This is a genomic window from Mucilaginibacter sp. SG564 (genome assembly GCF_013149275.1).
Lineage (GTDB): Bacteria > Bacteroidota > Bacteroidia > Sphingobacteriales > Sphingobacteriaceae > Mucilaginibacter.
In genome coordinates this window covers 244,731-260,700 of the sequence record NZ_JABGNA010000005.1, presented here as the reverse complement: position 1 = coordinate 260,700, position 15,970 = coordinate 244,731, and the positions used below count along the sequence as shown (strand labels likewise).

General features: G+C 48.7%; 15 protein-coding genes. 8 read left to right on the top strand and 7 right to left on the bottom strand.

What is annotated here, in order from left to right:
• Positions 1-65: 65 nt before the first annotated feature.
• The 5 genes from FHW89_RS13480 to FHW89_RS13460 all read left to right on the top strand — a co-directional run bounded on the left by FHW89_RS13480 (position 66) and on the right by FHW89_RS13460 (position 5,620).
• A complete protein-coding gene (locus tag FHW89_RS13480; protein ID WP_172335577.1) occupies positions 66-932 on the top strand; it encodes an alpha/beta fold hydrolase in 867 nt (288 codons plus the stop codon).
• 65 nt (positions 933-997) lie between these two features.
• A complete protein-coding gene (gene xth, locus FHW89_RS13475) occupies positions 998-2,752 on the top strand; it encodes an exodeoxyribonuclease III (RefSeq protein WP_172335576.1) in 1,755 nt (584 codons plus the stop codon).
• A gap of 337 nt (positions 2,753-3,089) precedes the next feature.
• Positions 3,090-3,683, top strand: a complete 594-nt coding sequence (locus tag FHW89_RS13470; RefSeq protein WP_172335575.1) for a Crp/Fnr family transcriptional regulator — start codon at positions 3,090-3,092, stop codon at positions 3,681-3,683.
• A gap of 170 nt (positions 3,684-3,853) precedes the next feature.
• Complete coding sequence (locus FHW89_RS13465) at positions 3,854-4,606, top strand: SDR family NAD(P)-dependent oxidoreductase (RefSeq protein ID WP_172335574.1); 753 nt, start codon at positions 3,854-3,856, stop codon at positions 4,604-4,606.
• Between the two features lie 18 nt (positions 4,607-4,624).
• Positions 4,625-5,620, top strand: a complete 996-nt coding sequence (locus FHW89_RS13460) for an SDR family NAD(P)-dependent oxidoreductase (RefSeq protein WP_172335573.1) — start codon at positions 4,625-4,627, stop codon at positions 5,618-5,620.
• Between the two features lie 157 nt (positions 5,621-5,777).
• Here FHW89_RS13460 and FHW89_RS13455 read toward each other — a convergent pair whose 3' ends face one another.
• From FHW89_RS13455 to FHW89_RS13445, 3 genes are read right to left on the bottom strand one after another with little or no spacing between them, the layout of a single operon-like run.
• On the bottom strand, positions 5,778-5,918 hold the full coding sequence (locus tag FHW89_RS13455) for a hypothetical protein (RefSeq protein WP_172335572.1): 141 nt from the start codon (positions 5,916-5,918) through the stop codon (positions 5,778-5,780).
• Entirely contained in the window at positions 5,899-7,557 is a 1,659-nt protein-coding gene (locus tag FHW89_RS13450; protein ID WP_172335571.1) for a DNA polymerase/3'-5' exonuclease PolX, read from the bottom strand. Before FHW89_RS13450 ends, FHW89_RS13455 begins: the two co-directional genes overlap by 20 nt.
• A gap of 6 nt (positions 7,558-7,563) precedes the next feature.
• Positions 7,564-8,631 carry an SMP-30/gluconolactonase/LRE family protein gene (locus FHW89_RS13445; RefSeq protein ID WP_172335570.1) on the bottom strand — a complete coding sequence of 356 codons (1,068 nt, stop codon included), beginning with the start codon at positions 8,629-8,631 and terminating at the stop codon, positions 7,564-7,566.
• Positions 8,632-8,729: 98 nt separating this feature from the next.
• Here FHW89_RS13445 and FHW89_RS13440 point away from each other — a divergent pair, with 98 nt between their 5' ends.
• Positions 8,730-9,911 (top strand): exodeoxyribonuclease VII large subunit, encoded by a 1,182-nt coding sequence (locus tag FHW89_RS13440; protein ID WP_172335569.1) that lies wholly within the window; start codon positions 8,730-8,732, stop codon positions 9,909-9,911.
• Between the two features lie 23 nt (positions 9,912-9,934).
• Here FHW89_RS13440 and FHW89_RS13435 read toward each other — a convergent pair whose 3' ends face one another.
• The 3 genes from FHW89_RS13435 to FHW89_RS13425 are packed head-to-tail and all read right to left on the bottom strand — an operon-like array spanning position 9,935 to position 11,317.
• The gene (locus FHW89_RS13435; RefSeq protein WP_172335568.1) at positions 9,935-10,276 is read right to left on the bottom strand and encodes a hypothetical protein; all 342 of its coding nucleotides are present in this window, start codon (positions 10,274-10,276) and stop codon (positions 9,935-9,937) included.
• Position 10,277: 1 nt separating this feature from the next.
• Positions 10,278-11,048, bottom strand: coding sequence for a Ku protein (locus FHW89_RS13430; RefSeq protein ID WP_172335567.1), 771 nt, complete (start codon positions 11,046-11,048; stop codon positions 10,278-10,280).
• Positions 11,045-11,317 (bottom strand): hypothetical protein, encoded by a 273-nt coding sequence (locus FHW89_RS13425; protein ID WP_172335566.1) that lies wholly within the window; start codon positions 11,315-11,317, stop codon positions 11,045-11,047. Before FHW89_RS13425 ends, FHW89_RS13430 begins: the two co-directional genes overlap by 4 nt.
• A gap of 239 nt (positions 11,318-11,556) precedes the next feature.
• On the opposite strand from FHW89_RS13425, the gene FHW89_RS13420 reads away from it, so the two are divergent.
• A complete protein-coding gene (locus FHW89_RS13420; RefSeq protein ID WP_172335565.1) occupies positions 11,557-11,871 on the top strand; it encodes a hypothetical protein in 315 nt (104 codons plus the stop codon).
• Positions 11,820-12,755, top strand: coding sequence for an SOS response-associated peptidase (locus FHW89_RS13415; protein WP_172335564.1), 936 nt, complete (start codon positions 11,820-11,822; stop codon positions 12,753-12,755). Before FHW89_RS13420 ends, FHW89_RS13415 begins: the two co-directional genes overlap by 52 nt.
• Positions 12,756-12,757: 2 nt before the next feature.
• On the opposite strand, the gene FHW89_RS13410 is transcribed toward FHW89_RS13415, so the two are convergent.
• A complete protein-coding gene (locus FHW89_RS13410) occupies positions 12,758-15,967 on the bottom strand; it encodes an error-prone DNA polymerase (RefSeq protein ID WP_172335563.1) in 3,210 nt (1,069 codons plus the stop codon).
• Between the last annotated feature and the right edge of the window lie 3 nt (positions 15,968-15,970).

Genomic DNA, 15,970 nt, shown 5'->3' with positions numbered 1-15,970 from the left:
GACCGGTTTTTACTATCTTCATTAAAGATTTCGTTTAACCCATGTAATATCTAAAATGGAGGAATATGTTGTTGAAAAGAATCGGGCTTGTATTTTTACTATTAGTAGCGCTTGGCCCGCGCGTCGTTGCACAAACCGAAACTCCGCTTTGGAAAACGCAGCCCGTTCCACCGCCCCTGCCTAAAGCGGATAAAAGTGGTTTCGCTCCGGTTAACCAGATCAATTTGTATTACGCCGTCTTCAATCAAAATGGAAAAGATCCCGTGATTTTGCTGCACGGCGGGTTTGTTAGTTCGGACGAATGGGGCTTTGAGGTACCGCTGTTGTCCAAAACGCATCAGGTGATCGTGGTAGACAGCCGCGGACATGGACGAAGCACACTGGGGTCTGCGCCGCTGAGTTATCAGCTGCTGTCCTCGGACGTGCTGGCACTCATGGATTACCTCAACATAAAGAAGGCATCCATCGTCGGTTGGAGCGACGGGGGCATCATTGGGATGATCCTCTCCGCCAAATACCCGCCACGCATTGATAAGCTTTTCACTTTTGGGGCAAACTATAACTTAGCCGGTTACAAAAATGAAGCGGGTGACCCCGAAGCGGGCAAGCGCTTTATGGCAAACGCCGAAGCCAATTACAGAAAGGTTTCGGCAACCCCCGACAGCTTCGCCCAGTTGAAAACAGCGCTTGGCAAAATGTATAGTTCCGAGCCGAACCTGAATCCGGCGGAGCTGAAAACAATCAAGGCTCCTACAGTTATCGCCTGCGGCCAGTATGAACAATTTATCAAAGCGGAGCATTTCAGGGAGCTGGCCGCCTTGATCCCGGCCGCCAAATTGGTCGTTATCCCGAATGTAAGCCATGGCGGGCCATTACAGGACCCGATCAGTTTTCACGAAGCCGTGGCAGGTTTACTCGATACCGCTAAATAATGTTCCCTCAGCTGCTGTAGCAATTTGTTGAAACTAAGCGGTCTGCTTTCTTGTTGCCATAAACAATGAAGATCGCGACTTATAATATCAATAGCATCAATCGCCGCCTGGAAAACCTGCTTCGCTGGTTGCAAGAGGCAAAGCCTGATATCGTTTGCCTCCAGGAATTGAAATGCGAACAGCACAAATTCCCCGAAAGGCAACTGAAAGAAGCTGGTTACAACGCGATCTGGCAGGGCCAGAAAAGTTGGAACGGTGTCGCGATCCTATCCAAAACGGAAATAAAGGAACTGCATGATGACCTTCCTGGCGAAGATGAGGAATTCACGCACAGCCGTTATATCGAAGCTTTCACCAATGGCCTGGTGATCGGCTGCATCTACCTGCCCAACGGCAATCCCTGGCCAGGCCCGAAATTCGACTACAAACTTCGCTGGTTCCAAAGGCTCGCTGATCATGCCAAAGACTTGGTGAACCGCGAACTACCGGTAATTCTGGTCGGCGATTACAACGTCATGCCCACCGAACTCGATACCTACAAACCCGAGAAGTACGTCAACAACGCCCTCTTCCGGCCCGAAACCCGCGAGGCTTACCGGCATCTGGTAGACCAGGGCTGGACCGATGCGATACGTACTTTACACCCCAACGAGCGTATCTATACGTTCTGGGATTACCTGCGCCAGGCTTATGAAAGGAACGCCGGCTTACGGCTCGACCATTTCCTGTTGAATAAAGCCATCGCACCGAAATTAATAAAGGCAGGGGTCGACAAGCTGGTTCGCGGCTGGGAAGACAGCAGCGATCACGCGCCCGTCTGGATTGAACTGGCCGGCAAGGCCGCTAAACCAACAAAGACTATGAAAAAAGAAAAGCCAGAAAAACCGGCCAAAAGTTTCCTCGATGAAAGTAAAGACAGCCAGACCGTCCAGGTGGATGGCTGCCCCTTAACTTTTAACCACCTATCCAAGGTTTACTGGCCGCAAGAAGGCATCACCAAGCGCGATATGTTCAACTACTATGACCAGGTCGCCGAATATATGGTGCCCTACCTGAAAGACCGGCCGATGTCGCTGCACCGTTTTCCCGACGGCATCAACGGCCTCGCCTTTTACCAGAAGGATGTTAAGGATAAAGCGCCCGATTGCATGAGTACTATGCCCCATACCACCAGTGACGGTGTCGAAAAAGAATACCTGGTTGCCAAAAACAAAGCCAGCCTGCTTTGGATGGCCTCGCTCGGTTGTATAGAGATCAATCCCTGGTTCAGCCGCGTCGGGTCACCGGATAACCCCGATTTCTGCGTCATCGACCTCGACCCGGATAAACAGCATTTTGACCAGGTCATTGAAGCTGCGCAAAAAGTAAGAGAAGTCCTCCACGCTATCGACGTGCCCTGCTATCCCAAAACCTCCGGTTCAACCGGCATGCACATCTATATCCCGCTGGGCGCCAAATACACCTACGACCAATCTCAAATGTTCGCCAAGATCATTGTCACTTTGGTGCACAAGCAGATCCCCGAATTCACTAGCCTGGAACGCATGGTCAAAAACCGGGGTGGCAAGATGTACCTCGACTTTTTACAGAACCGGCCGGATGCTACGATCGCAGGTGTTTACTCATTAAGGCCGAAACCGGGCGCGACCGTGTCTATGCCGCTGAACTGGGATGAAGTCAAACCTGGCCTGACCATGTGCGATTTTACTATCCATAACGCCATAGGCCGCCTGAAAGAAACCGGCGACTTGTTCCACGGCGTTTTAGGCGAAGGGATCGACCTGGTGAAAACGATCCAAAAAGCACAAAGCGTATTTTAAGTATTCTTAGAAGTTCCAAATCTGTTTAATTATTCCTGCAAGTTTTAAGGCATTTTCTTCGCGCTAAGAGATCCCCTCAGAGAGCACTATGCCTCCTCCGGCGAAGACCGTCCTCGGCAAAAGCCAATGGCTGCGCGTTCCAGTTCATGGTCTTGGTCAGGCCGCCTTTGCGGGCCGCCGCTTATTACATTATATGATTGGGCGAACACCCATATGCCATAGATCAAAGGTCTCACGGGGAAAGTTCACTGCTTATAACGAAGTCATCTGATAACCATATTTGACGGTTTTTCTACTAAAAGAAGACTCTTTTAAATAGCTTTGTTAAAAGCTTAATATGGTTCAACCCTTTGTACAATACTTGCGAGAAAAGGGCGGGCTTACGCCCGCCGAATTGGATGCTGTAGCAAGCGTTTCCACTTTTAAAAAGATCCGGAAAAATCAATACCTATTGGAAGAGGGACAAATCAGCGATTTTATAGGCTTTGTGGTTAAAGGCAGTTTCCGCCTTTTTCGGGTGGGAGAAGATGGACAGGAACACATCATGCGGTTTGCCATTGAAAATTGGTGGATAGCTGATTTCGCCAGCTTCATGAACGGGCAGCCATCGAAGTGTTATATTGAGGCGTTGGAGAACAGTGAGTTGGTGATCATCACTAAAGATCACTGGAATGGCTTATTGGAAACAATGCCCAACTTTAAACACATGATCGACATGCTCACCGCCAGGAATTTCGAAGCACATCAAAACAGAATCTACAGCAATATTAGTGAGTCTGCAGAAATAAGGTACGAAAATTTTGTCAGTAAGTTTCCAACCATTTACAACCGCATACCCTTGTACATGATAGCCTCCTTCCTGGGCCTTACCCGGGAAACGCTCAGCCGTATCCGCAAACAAGCGGTTAAAAAGAGCAGTACCGATCTTTAACAGGCTCTTCCTCCAACTCTTCCATCTTTAAGACATCGCCAGGCTAAAGCAATAGCAGCAGCTGGGTTCCTCTTTATTTATTGACATTTATCACGCTGCTTTTGTAACAATTGTCCTCACGCCAAGGGTATGAATTGGCTTAATTTTGTGCTTAACAAAAATTAGTCAATATGAAGTTAGAAAATAAAACAGCCATAGTAACTGGGGCATCAAAGGGTATCGGTGCAGCAATTGCTAAGGGCTTGGCCGCCGAGGGGGCAAAGGTAGTGGTAAACTATATGCACAGCGAAACAGGGGCGAACCAAGTAGTAGCAGAAATAGCAGCTAACGGCGGCACAGCGCTGGCTCTGCAGGCCGATGTTTCAAATGAGGCGGATATCATGCGTTTGTTTGATGAAACTGCTAAAGCCTTTGGCTCACTGGATATTTTGGTTAACAATGCGGGTATCTATAATTATGAACCCATTGAAGAAATATCTGTAGCCACCGTTCATGAACAATTCAATATTAACGTTTTAGGGCCACTGTTAACCATACGGGAAGCCGTTAAATTGTTTGGCAGGAAGGGTGGCAATATCATCAATATCAGTTCGGCAGCATCAAATCTTGCAATGGCTACAGGTTCTGTATACTCAGCTACTAAGGCTGCCTTGGATACCATCACCGTCGCGTTATCAAAAGAATTCTCCGGCAGGAATATCCGGATAAATTCAGTGCTTCCAGGTTCTGTTGAAACCGAAGGCACCCACAGAACCGGCGTAATGGGCAGCGATTTCGAAAAGACACTGATCGCAAACACCCCTTTAGGCCGAATTGGCCAGCCTGATGATATAGCTAAGGTGGTTACCTTTTTAGCGTCCGCAGATGCTGCGTGGGTTACCGGAGAGAAGATAGCCGTATCCGGCGGCATTTATGGATTTTAAATTTTAAACAATAAGAAAATGGAAAAGAATAATTATAACGGTGCACTGCAGCAACCAATTGGTTCAGGCTTTAACGCAGATTCAACCTCTGGCGAAGTTATTAAAGGTGCAAACCTGCACGGTAAAATTGCCATCGTTACGGGTGGCAACACGGGTATAGGGCTGGAAACTGTAAAAGCTTTATCGAAAGCCGGCGCAACAGTTATTGTTCCCGCAAGGGATGTAGAAAAGGCAAAGCAAAATTTGAAGGATATTGCCAATGTTGAAATAGAAGAGCTGGATCTTATCAAGCCAGCATCCATTGACGCCTTTGCGCAAAAGTTCATCGCCTCAGGCAGGGCGCTGCACCTGCTGATCAACAATGCCGGTATCATGTTTGTCCCACTGCGTCGTGATGCAGATGGAAACGAATCGCAGTTAGCAACCAACTACCTTGCTGTTTTCCGGCTTACGGCAGGGCTTTGGGATGCATTAACAAAAGCAGATAACGCAAGGGTAATTAACGTTTCTTCACTTGCTCATCATTATTCCCAATTCAATTTTGATGACCCCAACTATAAGCATCGCGAATACGATACCCTGCAAGCTTATGGCCAGTCTAAAACAGCATTAAACCTGTTTTCCCTTGAACTGAATGAGCGCGCCAGAGGTACCGGTGTTAAAGTCTATTCTTTGCATCCCGGGGCGATCTGGGGTACTGAACTAACCAGGGAAGCACCTAAAGCCATATTACAGCAATTTGGCTTTGTTGACGAAAATGGCGACGTAGTTCAGGCTGTGGTAGAAGCTATGAAGTCAGTACCACAGGGTGCTGCAACAACGATATGGGCAGCTACCACGCCACAACTGGAGGATTTGGGCGGCGTCTATCTCGAGGATGTAGAGGTTGCGTCGATAAATACTGATCCAGCAGAGTTTTCCGGGGTAAAAGCTTATTCCTTTGATAAGGCTAGCGCCAGCAAATTGTGGTTGTTAAGCGAAGAGCTGACAGGTATTAAATTTAATGGTTTGTAATTGCAGCTACTTGTCAGCTGATCTCAAAAGCCTGCTTACCATAAGCAGGCTTTTACTTTCGCCCGCAAGGATATAAAGATTTGAAATTAGATATTAAGACTGTTGATGGTGTATGGGCGGGGCTGGAAAACTGCTTGTCGATACTACCCGCGGCTGTTCACTCAAATATACCTGCCCGGCAGTATAATACGTTTTTCGTGAGGCTATTTCTCCCGGCGTGTGCAATAGGGTAAACTTTGCCGCCTGGCGAGTAGCCTTCTTTCAGCGCGAAGGTGATTTTATAGCTTTTCTTTTTCATAGTTCCGTTTTGTATTGCGTTTAGCCAGCCAGTCCTCAATAAACGCCAAAGGCTGCGCGTTCCAGGTCATTGCCTTCGTTAGCCCGCCCTTGCGTGCCGCAGATACGCCCCAGCGGATATTGTCGATCTCGTGGATACTGTGACTATCCGGGTCAATGGAGATCATTACGCCCTTCTCCAGTGCATAAGGGATATGCGACCAGTCCATATCCAGCCGATAAGGGTTAGCATTCAACTCGATCACCACGCCATTGGTCGCGCAGGCGTCGATCACCTTTTTAAAATCCAGCGGGTAACCGGGCCGTACCAGCAATTGGCGGCCGGTCATATGGCCGAGTATAGTGGTAAAAGGATTTTCAATAGCTTTAATTAACCTGGCCGTCGCTTTTTCTTCGGCCATTTTCAGCTGCTGGTGCACGGAGATGATGACCAGGTCAAACTGGCTGAGCAAAGCCGGATCATAATCCAGTTCGCCTGAGACCAGGATATCGCACTCAATACTCTTAAAGATCTTAAAGGGCCCGACCTTTTTATTCAGTTGGTCGATCGCTTCCAGTTGCCGCAGCACTTTATCCGGTTTTAATCCGCCGGCATAATGTGCATTTTGGGAATGATCCGATATGACCACATACTCATAGCACTTGCGCTGGCAGGCTTTGGCGAAGCTTTCCAGCCGGTCAACACCATCGCTCCAGTCGGTGTGGTTGTGCACCACGCCGCGGATATCTTCCAGGGTGATCAGCGGCTGCGGGTCTTTCGCCCAATCCCATTCCGCCATGTCCTCGCGCAGCTCGGGCACAATAAACGGCAGGCGGGCCTGTTGGTAGATGGCCTCTTCGCTGCTGAAATTGGCTGTAGCCGTCAACACCCGCTGCGTATGAGCCGAAGTGCCTGTGCGCAAAAACAATTCGCGGTAAAAGTCCGAAGGTGTGGTATGATAGATCGCCACCAGGATCTCGTCATGCGTATGACCCGTAGTTTCCGCCTCCGTCTGTTCGCTGACATTCATCAGCTTTTTCAGCCGGTCACGCGACAAAACCACACCCGCCAGTACTTCGATGCGCTCAACGGTCGTCGTTTGTCGCCGGATATCGCCGCACAAACTTATCAGCTCAGTATCAAAACGCTTTTTCAAAGCCGCCACGAATTCATCCGCCAGATCAGCTACGGTGGCGTAGTGAAAGTGTTCCGCACTACTGTTCATCGCCTCGATGGCTTCAATAATGTTTGCCTCGGTCTTGGCGCCGAAGCCGGGAATGCTGCGCAACTCACCGGCTTTAGCGGCCGACAACAAACCTTCGATCGTATCGATCTTGGCCGTTTGCCAGAGCACATGCAGTTTGCGCCCGCCCAGGCCTTTGATCCGCATCATATCGAACAAGCCGGAAGGGGTCAATTGGATCAGTCCTTCCAGCGCTGCGATGTTATGGCGCTTTTTTCCTTCCTTGATAATTTCGATGATCTCGGGACGGAATTGTTCCGCCATTTCATCCTCGCTCATATCCGTCACCCGCTTTTCCATTTGCCGGATACGGTAGGCGGCACCTGCCAGCCAATCCGACAACCGTTCACCCTGCCCGTGCAGTTGCAGCAGTTCAGAGTACAAAGAAAAAGCGCGGCTGACGAGGTGATTGTCCATAATGACTTAGGGCAATTTTACTTTAAACACCATATAAGGGCTCGTGCGTTTATTCACCCCGTTGTTATAGTCCGGCTGCTTATGGATCTGCGAGGTTGTGATGTAAATAAACCCGTCTTTGGAAATGGCATAGGTATCCGGCCAGATCAGGTGGCTGTCTTTGATCCAGGTATGCGGCTTCCCGTCAGGCGTAACTTGCACCATGCTGTAAGTCGTCGGGTCACCCAAATACAAATTGCCCTTAGCGTCGAATTCCATGCCGTCGGTATGCGCCACATTGCCCAGGTCCTGCACCTGCGCCGCCAGTTGCTGCGCGGTCAGCTTGGCATCATTCAATGCTGCGGTCGGTACCCGCCATAAGCGCGTATCCGTAATCGTCTTATAATACAGGTATTTGCGGTCGGGGCTCAGCGCGATCCCATCCGATTGAAAAGTCACCGGCTGCCCTTGCTTGCGCAGTTCATGGCCATCGATGATAAATTTAACGTTGGGCAGCGGGTGTACCGACTTATGCGCCTGCAATACCTGCCGCGACTTGCCCGTATTCAGGTCCAGCACCACGATACCGCCGGTCCCTGAATTGGTCAGGTATGCCATTTGCGTTTTGGTATCCACCCGGATATCGTTGAGGTAACTGCTGTTATCGATCGTACCCTCAAAACGGTAGACCTTTTCTATTTGATTGGTCGCCAGATCGAATCTGACCACCTTGGCGCTTCCAGCCACCACTTTGCCCAGCTTCGGCGCTGCCGGGTCCACGATATACAATTTATCCTGGTCATCCACATAAGCGGTCTGCACACAGACCCATTTATTTTTACCGTCCTGGCCGGGCTGCCATTGATTCATCGCAGCATCGGGATAGGGAACAGGCTTACCTTTTACAATTTCAACTACGCCATAGCGGTACGGCCCCGACCAGCGGGGGTAAGTCACAAATAAGCGGTTATGTGCCGAAACGGCCACGCCGGTCAATTGATACGTATTATCGCTGAATACCGGTTGCAGCCGCGGCTGCGCAAAAGACGCTGCGCTCAGCCCCAGGCCCAGCCACAGCAGTAAGGTGTGTTTCATAGATGAGGTGTTGTCATAAAATAAACAGCCTGAAAAATGAAAAGTTTACGAAAGGTGGGTTTCGTTATAATTGGAATGATAGTTTGTACTTTCGCCTAATGGAAGCAGAAAATCTGGTCACGTATTCACCGGCAGCGGTATTGAACCTGTTCAATAATTCTATTTCCGTGAACCAGACCAAACGGATCATCCAGCTGAAAGGTATCTATGTGCAGGGCAAAGGATCCTTGTACAGCGGCTATTATTATGATACCTTCCGGGATGAATCTTCGTACGCGGCTATCACGATACTCGCACCCCCGCTGATTCGGAACGAACTGCAGCCCAATAAAACGATCACGGTCAATGGCTTTATCACCCGCCGTATTGTGAATACGTCAGGCAGCATCCAGATCCAGCTCACCGTTACAGACCTGGTCGAACAAACGCTGAACAAATACTCGGACGAGGAGATCAAAAAGATCGAACTGATGCAGCGCAAGGCCAATGCCGGTTACCGCGACGTGTACAGCTGGCTGAAGGAAAAGATCATCAATGAAGAGCCGTTTAAGATCGGCATCATCATCGGCAAGACCGGTATCATCGATAACGATATCAAGCATCAGCTGCGCGAATCCATTGGATTTTATCATCTCAGCTTCCACCGGGTTAACCTCAGTTCGGAGGCGGAGATCCTCAGCACCATTGACCGGCTCAATACCGAACATTACGGGCTGATCGCCATTTCCAGAGGCGGCGGCGAGAACCTGGACATTTTTAATCAATTCAGCCTGGCCGAAAAGGCGATCACCAGCGAACCGCTGTTCATTACGGCGATCGGCCACAAGGACGATGTGACGCTGCTCCAAAAAGTAGCCGACAAATCTTTTATTACCCCATCTGAATTGGGTCAGTTCCTCAATGATACTTATAATCACACCGTCGAGGAGTTACAGAATTCCAGAGCCAAGCTCATCGATTCGGTCAAGGCGCAGCTGACAGCCAATTACCAGAAAGAGATCGATAATCTGAACGAGAAACTCAAAGCAAACGAAGAACTGCGGATCAAAACGGCCAATGATCTCGAGCAGGTCTATAAGGAAAAAATGGAGTTGCTGAACAGCCAGTTAAGCGGCAACCTGCAATTGCAAAATGAAAAAGTAGCGGTGCTGAACGAACAGATCAACGCTTATAAAGCACAGATCAGCGGCCTGGAAAACAAAACCGGCACGAACTGGACGCTGGTGATCATCGCTATTGTCCTGGGTGTCCTGATCGGTTACCTGCTCAACCGGCACTGACTCATTCTTGTCGGCATGTTCCGTTAAATATCAGGTTCCTGGTAGGTCTCGATAAAAACAACCAGATAAGCTTGTTCCGCGACACTCAGCACCTGGCCTTCAAAATGCTGAACGCTGCCGTTCTCAAAAACGAACCGGTCCAGGTAATCCGGATTCTCGTCGTCCGGCAGGTCATCGGCGGGTCCGTCGCTTTCCATGGGATCGGTAAATAAATGCGTTTCATCACCAAACGCATCTTTATAAATTTTAAAAACACCTGTGCTGCGCAGGCCTTGTTCGCCCTCCTTTTCCAGGATTGGTTCAATGATGACATAACGGTCGCTGCCATCCGGCTGCGGGATCGTGGTTTGTACTGGGTTGAACATCTTAAGCACCTTTTTTGGCGTTTAAGCTGCTCATCAGCTGGTCGTACAGGTCATCATTTTTAGCCGCTTTGGGTTTGAGTTTCTTGATGGTCGGACGTTTTCCCTTGGCTTTCTGTTCGATGATATTCATGAGCTCGGTATGGTATTCGTCTTTATATTTAGACAGGTCGAGCGGTTCGGCATACTGCTCGATCAGCGCCAGTCCCATTTTCAGTTCCTTATCGCTGACCTTGATATCATCGTCCAAATTCAAATCGCCCTGGTCGCGGATCTGCTGCGCAAAACGGATGCGGGTCACCACAATATCTTTATCTACCGGGTGAACAATACACAGGCTTTCGGTGCTGCGCAAAACGAAACGGGCTAAACCCGCCTTGCCTGATTTTTTTAAAGCTGCCAGCAATAAGGCGTAGGCTTTATTCTTTTTAGTAGCCGGTTCCGTATAATAGGAATTCTCATAATACATCGGGTTTACCGAATCAAGATCAACAAAACTTTCGATTTCAATCACCTTGCTTTTTTCCGGCGCGGCCGCTTCAAAATCCGCATCCTCAATGATCACATAGTCGTCATCATATTTATACCCCTTGACAATTTTGTCATAAGGCACTTCCTTTTTTGTGTTTTCATTTACGCGCTGAAACTTGATATGCGCATGGTCACGGCTGTCCAGCATATCCAGGTCAAGCCGGGTTTCCTGCACTGCTGAAAATAACTTAATAGGGATGCTCACCAGGCCGAAGCCGATAGAGCCCGTCCAGATACTTCTCATGGCTTTAATTTTCTAATGTTATCATTGATCCCGTGCGGGTGGTGCGCTTCGATCTTGTCCGCCAGCAAGTGCAGTACTTCCTCGTCAATACCGCCGGGATTCTGGCAGATATGCAAAAAGTCATTGGCATCCGGTTCAAAACTGGCTACGAATGCGCCGTTTTCGAACACACGGAACTTGCATTTGGTATCGTCATGGTGTGCATATTCCCCTACCTCGAAGTGATGCACCGCTTTATCTTTGCTGATCGTAATCGGGTAATTTTCCATAATGATACAACTATTTGAAAACCTTATTGTTTACGAATTATAATTCTCATACACAGCTTAACTAAGCAATTTGTCGTCCAGATCCGATATCGAAATTGTTTTAAGATCACGTCCTGTAAACGTTCTTCATACTTATCGCCCCACTGACCCAAAGCGGCAATTACGGTATTACCGTCCTGCCAATCGAAAATCGCAATCAATGCTTGTTTTATTGCTAATTTATTTAGTAAATTTGTTTCATGGCTGCTCAGATGGATGATCCAAGAGAATTTAATGTTGAGTTATACGGGCAAACAGCCAGTGTGTCGGCGCATACCATCAAGTCTGCGAAAGTCTTTCATATTACCTTTTGTGCCGGTCGAAAAGCACTAAATATTACCATTGGTACAGATAGCGAAGGCAATAAATTTTGGACATCGGTACCGGAAGGGCGTCAGGAAGAGGCAGAATTTGCAGGCAAGGTTATTGCTTCGTATATTCGTGAATACAGGAGGAACCAGCTATGTGTTACTACAACGGACAAAAAGTTACGCGCGCCGAGTTTATTCGATTAAAAGGACTCGAAAAGGCGATCAGGAACTATAATTTCCTGAATGCAGGCGTACACAATGGATTCCAATACGCCCCCTGCGCAATCCTCGTCCCTTCCGCAGATGGTAAGGACTTTGATATCGTACAGGCGGAATGGGGGTATGTACCCGGATTTGTAAAGACAAGAACCGAAGCTAATATCTTCCGGGCCAAGTACACTACGCTGAATTTTAAATCAGAAAACCTTTTTTTAAAGGAAGACGGCAAACCCTCTATGTGGTCTTCCGCAGCTAAGAACCGTCGTTGCCTGGTTCTGTCTACCGGCATTGTCGAAAGCCGGCATGTACCCAAAATTGGCAAGAAGGGCCAGGAATTAAAAGAGACCATCAAATACCCTTATTACGTGACGGTAAAAAACCAGGAGTATTTTTTTATGCCGGGCCTATACAATGAATGGTTAGACCCTGAAACGAGCCATTTCGTAAACACCGTCGCCATTGGAATTACCGAGGCCAATGCCCTTATGCGGCAGATTCATAATACTAAGTTGCGGATGCCAACTATATTAACGGAAGATTTGGCCTATGAATGGTTACTGGAGAAGCCGGACCAGGAACGTTTAAGCACCATCGCCCGGACGCAGATTCCGTCACGCCTGCTGGACTTTTGTACGGTTGACCCGGATTACCGTATCACTAAAGAGGCAACTCAGCGTGATTTTGGCGAATTAGCGCCTATTGACACGACTTACCTTGACTTTGCAGAGGAATTGCCGTTCAATCATTGGCCGGACGATCTGGAACCGGTTGCTGCTGACCTTGACAGGCCGAGAATGACCGTAGTTGAAAGTACAGTCAGGACCTATTATCCGCCGGGAATGAAAAAGCAAGGAGATCTGTTCAACTAGTCTTACTTAAAATTCCTGCCTTTGTGAAGGTAGTTCGCAGATTCCGTATCGAGCGTCTTTAGCGGCTTATCCATTGGAATGAATGGAGATGCTTTTTCATCAGCACGCGACAGTGTAAGTACAGGTTGCTTTTCATTTCGGATGGCTGTCAAATCTCCTAACAGTTTGGTAATATCAAATACACGCCTGACGATGATGTGGGTAACCTCGGTGCGTTCAACAACACCCTCTACCATCAGTAACCTGGCATGTGATATCTCTTTTCGGTATTTGGCAAACAGCTTGGGGAACACGACCAGATTAGTGGTCCCTGTTTCATCTTCCAAGGTAATAAAACAAACCCCTTTGGCCGTGCCGGGGCGCTGGCGAACGAGGATCAGGCCGGCAGTTTTGATCACCGTTTTATTTTCAGTTTGATTCGCATCTTTTGCCGTTTTGATATGCAGTAATTCCAGCGTATGACGAATGAAGCTGAGCGGATGGCCTTTGACAGACAGGCCGATAGTCGCGTAATCCTGCACCACGTGTTCCGAAAGCCGTAAGGTCGGCAAGGTAACTTCCGGTTCATGAAGGCTTTCTGAGGGCTGGCCCTGCATTAATTGCACCGGGCGGTCATGCAGGGCTGCGACTTCCCAAAGGGCGCGCCTGCGGTCAAGGTCCATGGAACGAAAGGCATCTGCGTTTGCTAATTTCTCCATGGTGGCTACACTGACCCCGGCATCGCAAATTTGATGCGGTTCGGTATAAGGATTTATCCTGCCGTTTACCAGCTTATCGATTTCTTCTTTGCGGATGCCGCCAATCTCCCTTAAGCCCAGCCGCACCGTAAAATACCGGCCATCTTTGGGTTCCAGTATGCTATCCCATTGCGAACGGTTTACATCAGGATGCAGGATTTTAACGCCATGTTCTCGGGCATTACGAACGATTTGTGCCGGTTGGTAAAAGCCCATAGGCTGACTGTTCAGCAGCGCTGCGCAAAATACTTCTGGATAATAGAATTTAAGCCAGCAGGAAACGTAAACCAACAAGGCAAAACTGGCTGCATGGCTTTCCGGAAAACCATAGCTACCAAAGCCTTCAAGCTGCTTGAAGATGCGGCGCGCGTATTCTTCGGTATAACCGCGTGAGGTCATGCCCGTGATCAGTTTATGCTCGAACTTGCTGACCATTCCGTTAAACTTGAAAGTGGCCATAGTTCTGCGCAGCAGGTCAGCTTCGCCCGGCGTAAACCCGGCAGCCACGATAGCCAGTTCCATTGCCTGTTCCTGGAAAAGCGGGACACCGAGTGTCCTTTCGAGGATCGATTTGATTTCGTCGGAAGGATAATCGACTGCTTCTTCGCCGTTCCTTCGCCTGATATATGGATGAACCATATCGCCCTGTATGGGGCCTGGCCGTACAATAGCAACTTCAATCACAAGGTCATAAAAGCAGGTAGGTTTCATGCGCGGCAGCATCGACATTTGGGCACGGCTCTCGATCTGGAATACGCCGAGCGTATCGGCCGCTGTGATCATCTCATAAACTTTGGGATCATCCTGCGGGATATTGGCCAGCGTCAGTGTAATACCATAGTGGCTTTGCACCAGATCAAAAGCCTTGCGGATACAGGTCAACATACCCAAAGCCAGCACATCCACTTTCATGAAGCCGAGCGCGTCAATATCGTCCTTGTTCCATTCGATATTCGTGCGATTTTCCATGCGGGCATGAAAGATCGGGCATAGGTCGCTGAGTTTACCGTCAGTGATCACAAACCCTCCGGTATGCTGGCCGAGCTGACGTGGAAAACCAATCAGAAGGGATGTCAATTCTATTACTTTGAGCAAATGCGGGTCTTTGTGGTTAAGCCCTAATGCACCAAGCTGTTCGGCGGTAATTTCTTCATCTGACAGATCACCATAGGCATCCGAAAGTTGTTTGACGACATCGACTGAAAGGCCCATGGCCCGGCCGACATCATTTATCGCACCTTTATAATGAAGGGTAAATACGGTTGGCAGGATAGCGGCACGATCACGGCCAAAGCGGTTATAAATATACTGGATCACTTCTTCCCGCCGCTCGTGCTCAAAGTCAACATCAATGTCAGGCGGCTCATTGCGTTCTTTCGACAGGAAACGTGCAAAAAGCAAATTCGACTTATCCGGCGGCACCGAGGTGATTCCGAGTACAAAGCATACGGCGGAGTTAGCAGCAGAACCACGTCCCTGACAAAGGATGTTTTGTTTCCGCGCCCAGGTCACATAATCTTCGACAGTCAGGAAATAATCAGCCACATCCAATTCCGCGATGATCTCCAGTTCATCTTTAAGGGCTTTAAATACTTTATCGGGGACACGGTCTATGTAGAAAGCATTTGCACCTTTCCAGGTTAGGTATTCCAATTGTTGCTGTGGCGTACGGCCATCCGTGGTCAGTTCATGGGGGTATTTGTATTTTAGCGACTTCAGATCGAACCGGCAGGTATCAGCAATATTCCGGGCATTAGTAATCGCTTCCGGGTAATTGCGGAACAGCCGCTCCATTTCCACTTTTTCTTTCAGGTGTCGCTCCGCATTTTGATGCAATTTATAACCGGCATTAAAGATGCTGCACTTTTCCCGGATACAGGTGAGCACATCCTGGAGTTCCCTCCTGGATACGTGATGATAATGTACATCATTGGTTGCGACTAAAGGGAGTCCCAGCTCGGCCAATAAGAATAAGCGCTTGGCATCATCGCCGGTGTAATACTTGGTGGCGGCTACATAAAGGTTGGACAGGTTTCGTTTGTAATCCTCGACGTGATGCGAAAAGACGAGTTCAAATTCGAAATCCTGCGTGATCTTATCAGGTGGTATAATAATAAAGTAGCTGCCTGCAGCGTGATCGTAAACATCTTTTTTACTGATATAGCATTTTTCCTTTTCGGCACGCAGGTTGCCTGACGTAAGCAGCGCGGATAGCCGGCCATAGGCTTCTTTGTTGGTCGGATAGGCTAGCAAGCTCGGTCCGTCCAGCAGGTCAAGGCGCACACCGGGGATCAGCCGAATATTGCGGTCTTTAGCAACTGCATAAGCACGTACGATACCGGCAAAAGTGTTACGGTCGGTCAGCGCAATGGCGTCATAACCGAGGTCAGCTGCCTGATCGACTAATTCTTCGGGATGGCTGGCGCCGCGCCTGAAGCTGAAATTGCTGGTCACCTGTAATTCGACGTAACTCATATG

Excerpts from the sequence above, each read along its gene's own strand:
- FHW89_RS13430 (WP_172335567.1), bottom strand. The coding sequence starts at position 11,048 with ATGAGAAGTATCTGGACGGGCTCTATCGGCTTCGGCCTGGTGAGCATC.
- FHW89_RS13445 (WP_172335570.1), bottom strand. The coding sequence starts at position 8,631 with ATGAAACACACCTTACTGCTGTGGCTGGGCCTGGGGCTGAGCGCAGCG.
- FHW89_RS13425 (WP_172335566.1), bottom strand. The coding sequence starts at position 11,317 with ATGGAAAATTACCCGATTACGATCAGCAAAGATAAAGCGGTGCATCAC.
- FHW89_RS13460 (WP_172335573.1), top strand. The coding sequence starts at position 4,625 with ATGGAAAAGAATAATTATAACGGTGCACTGCAGCAACCAATTGGTTCA.
- FHW89_RS13435 (WP_172335568.1), bottom strand. The coding sequence starts at position 10,276 with ATGTTCAACCCAGTACAAACCACGATCCCGCAGCCGGATGGCAGCGAC.
- FHW89_RS13410 (WP_172335563.1), bottom strand. The coding sequence starts at position 15,967 with ATGAGTTACGTCGAATTACAGGTGACCAGCAATTTCAGCTTCAGGCGC.
- FHW89_RS13415 (WP_172335564.1), top strand. The coding sequence starts at position 11,820 with ATGTGTTACTACAACGGACAAAAAGTTACGCGCGCCGAGTTTATTCGA.
- FHW89_RS13470 (WP_172335575.1), top strand. The coding sequence starts at position 3,090 with ATGGTTCAACCCTTTGTACAATACTTGCGAGAAAAGGGCGGGCTTACG.
- FHW89_RS13455 (WP_172335572.1), bottom strand. The coding sequence starts at position 5,918 with ATGAAAAAGAAAAGCTATAAAATCACCTTCGCGCTGAAAGAAGGCTAC.
- FHW89_RS13480 (WP_172335577.1), top strand. The coding sequence starts at position 66 with ATGTTGTTGAAAAGAATCGGGCTTGTATTTTTACTATTAGTAGCGCTT.
- FHW89_RS13450 (WP_172335571.1), bottom strand. The coding sequence starts at position 7,557 with ATGGACAATCACCTCGTCAGCCGCGCTTTTTCTTTGTACTCTGAACTG.
- FHW89_RS13465 (WP_172335574.1), top strand. The coding sequence starts at position 3,854 with ATGAAGTTAGAAAATAAAACAGCCATAGTAACTGGGGCATCAAAGGGT.
- FHW89_RS13420 (WP_172335565.1), top strand. The coding sequence starts at position 11,557 with ATGGCTGCTCAGATGGATGATCCAAGAGAATTTAATGTTGAGTTATAC.
- xth (WP_172335576.1), top strand. The coding sequence starts at position 998 with ATGAAGATCGCGACTTATAATATCAATAGCATCAATCGCCGCCTGGAA.
- FHW89_RS13440 (WP_172335569.1), top strand. The coding sequence starts at position 8,730 with ATGGAAGCAGAAAATCTGGTCACGTATTCACCGGCAGCGGTATTGAAC.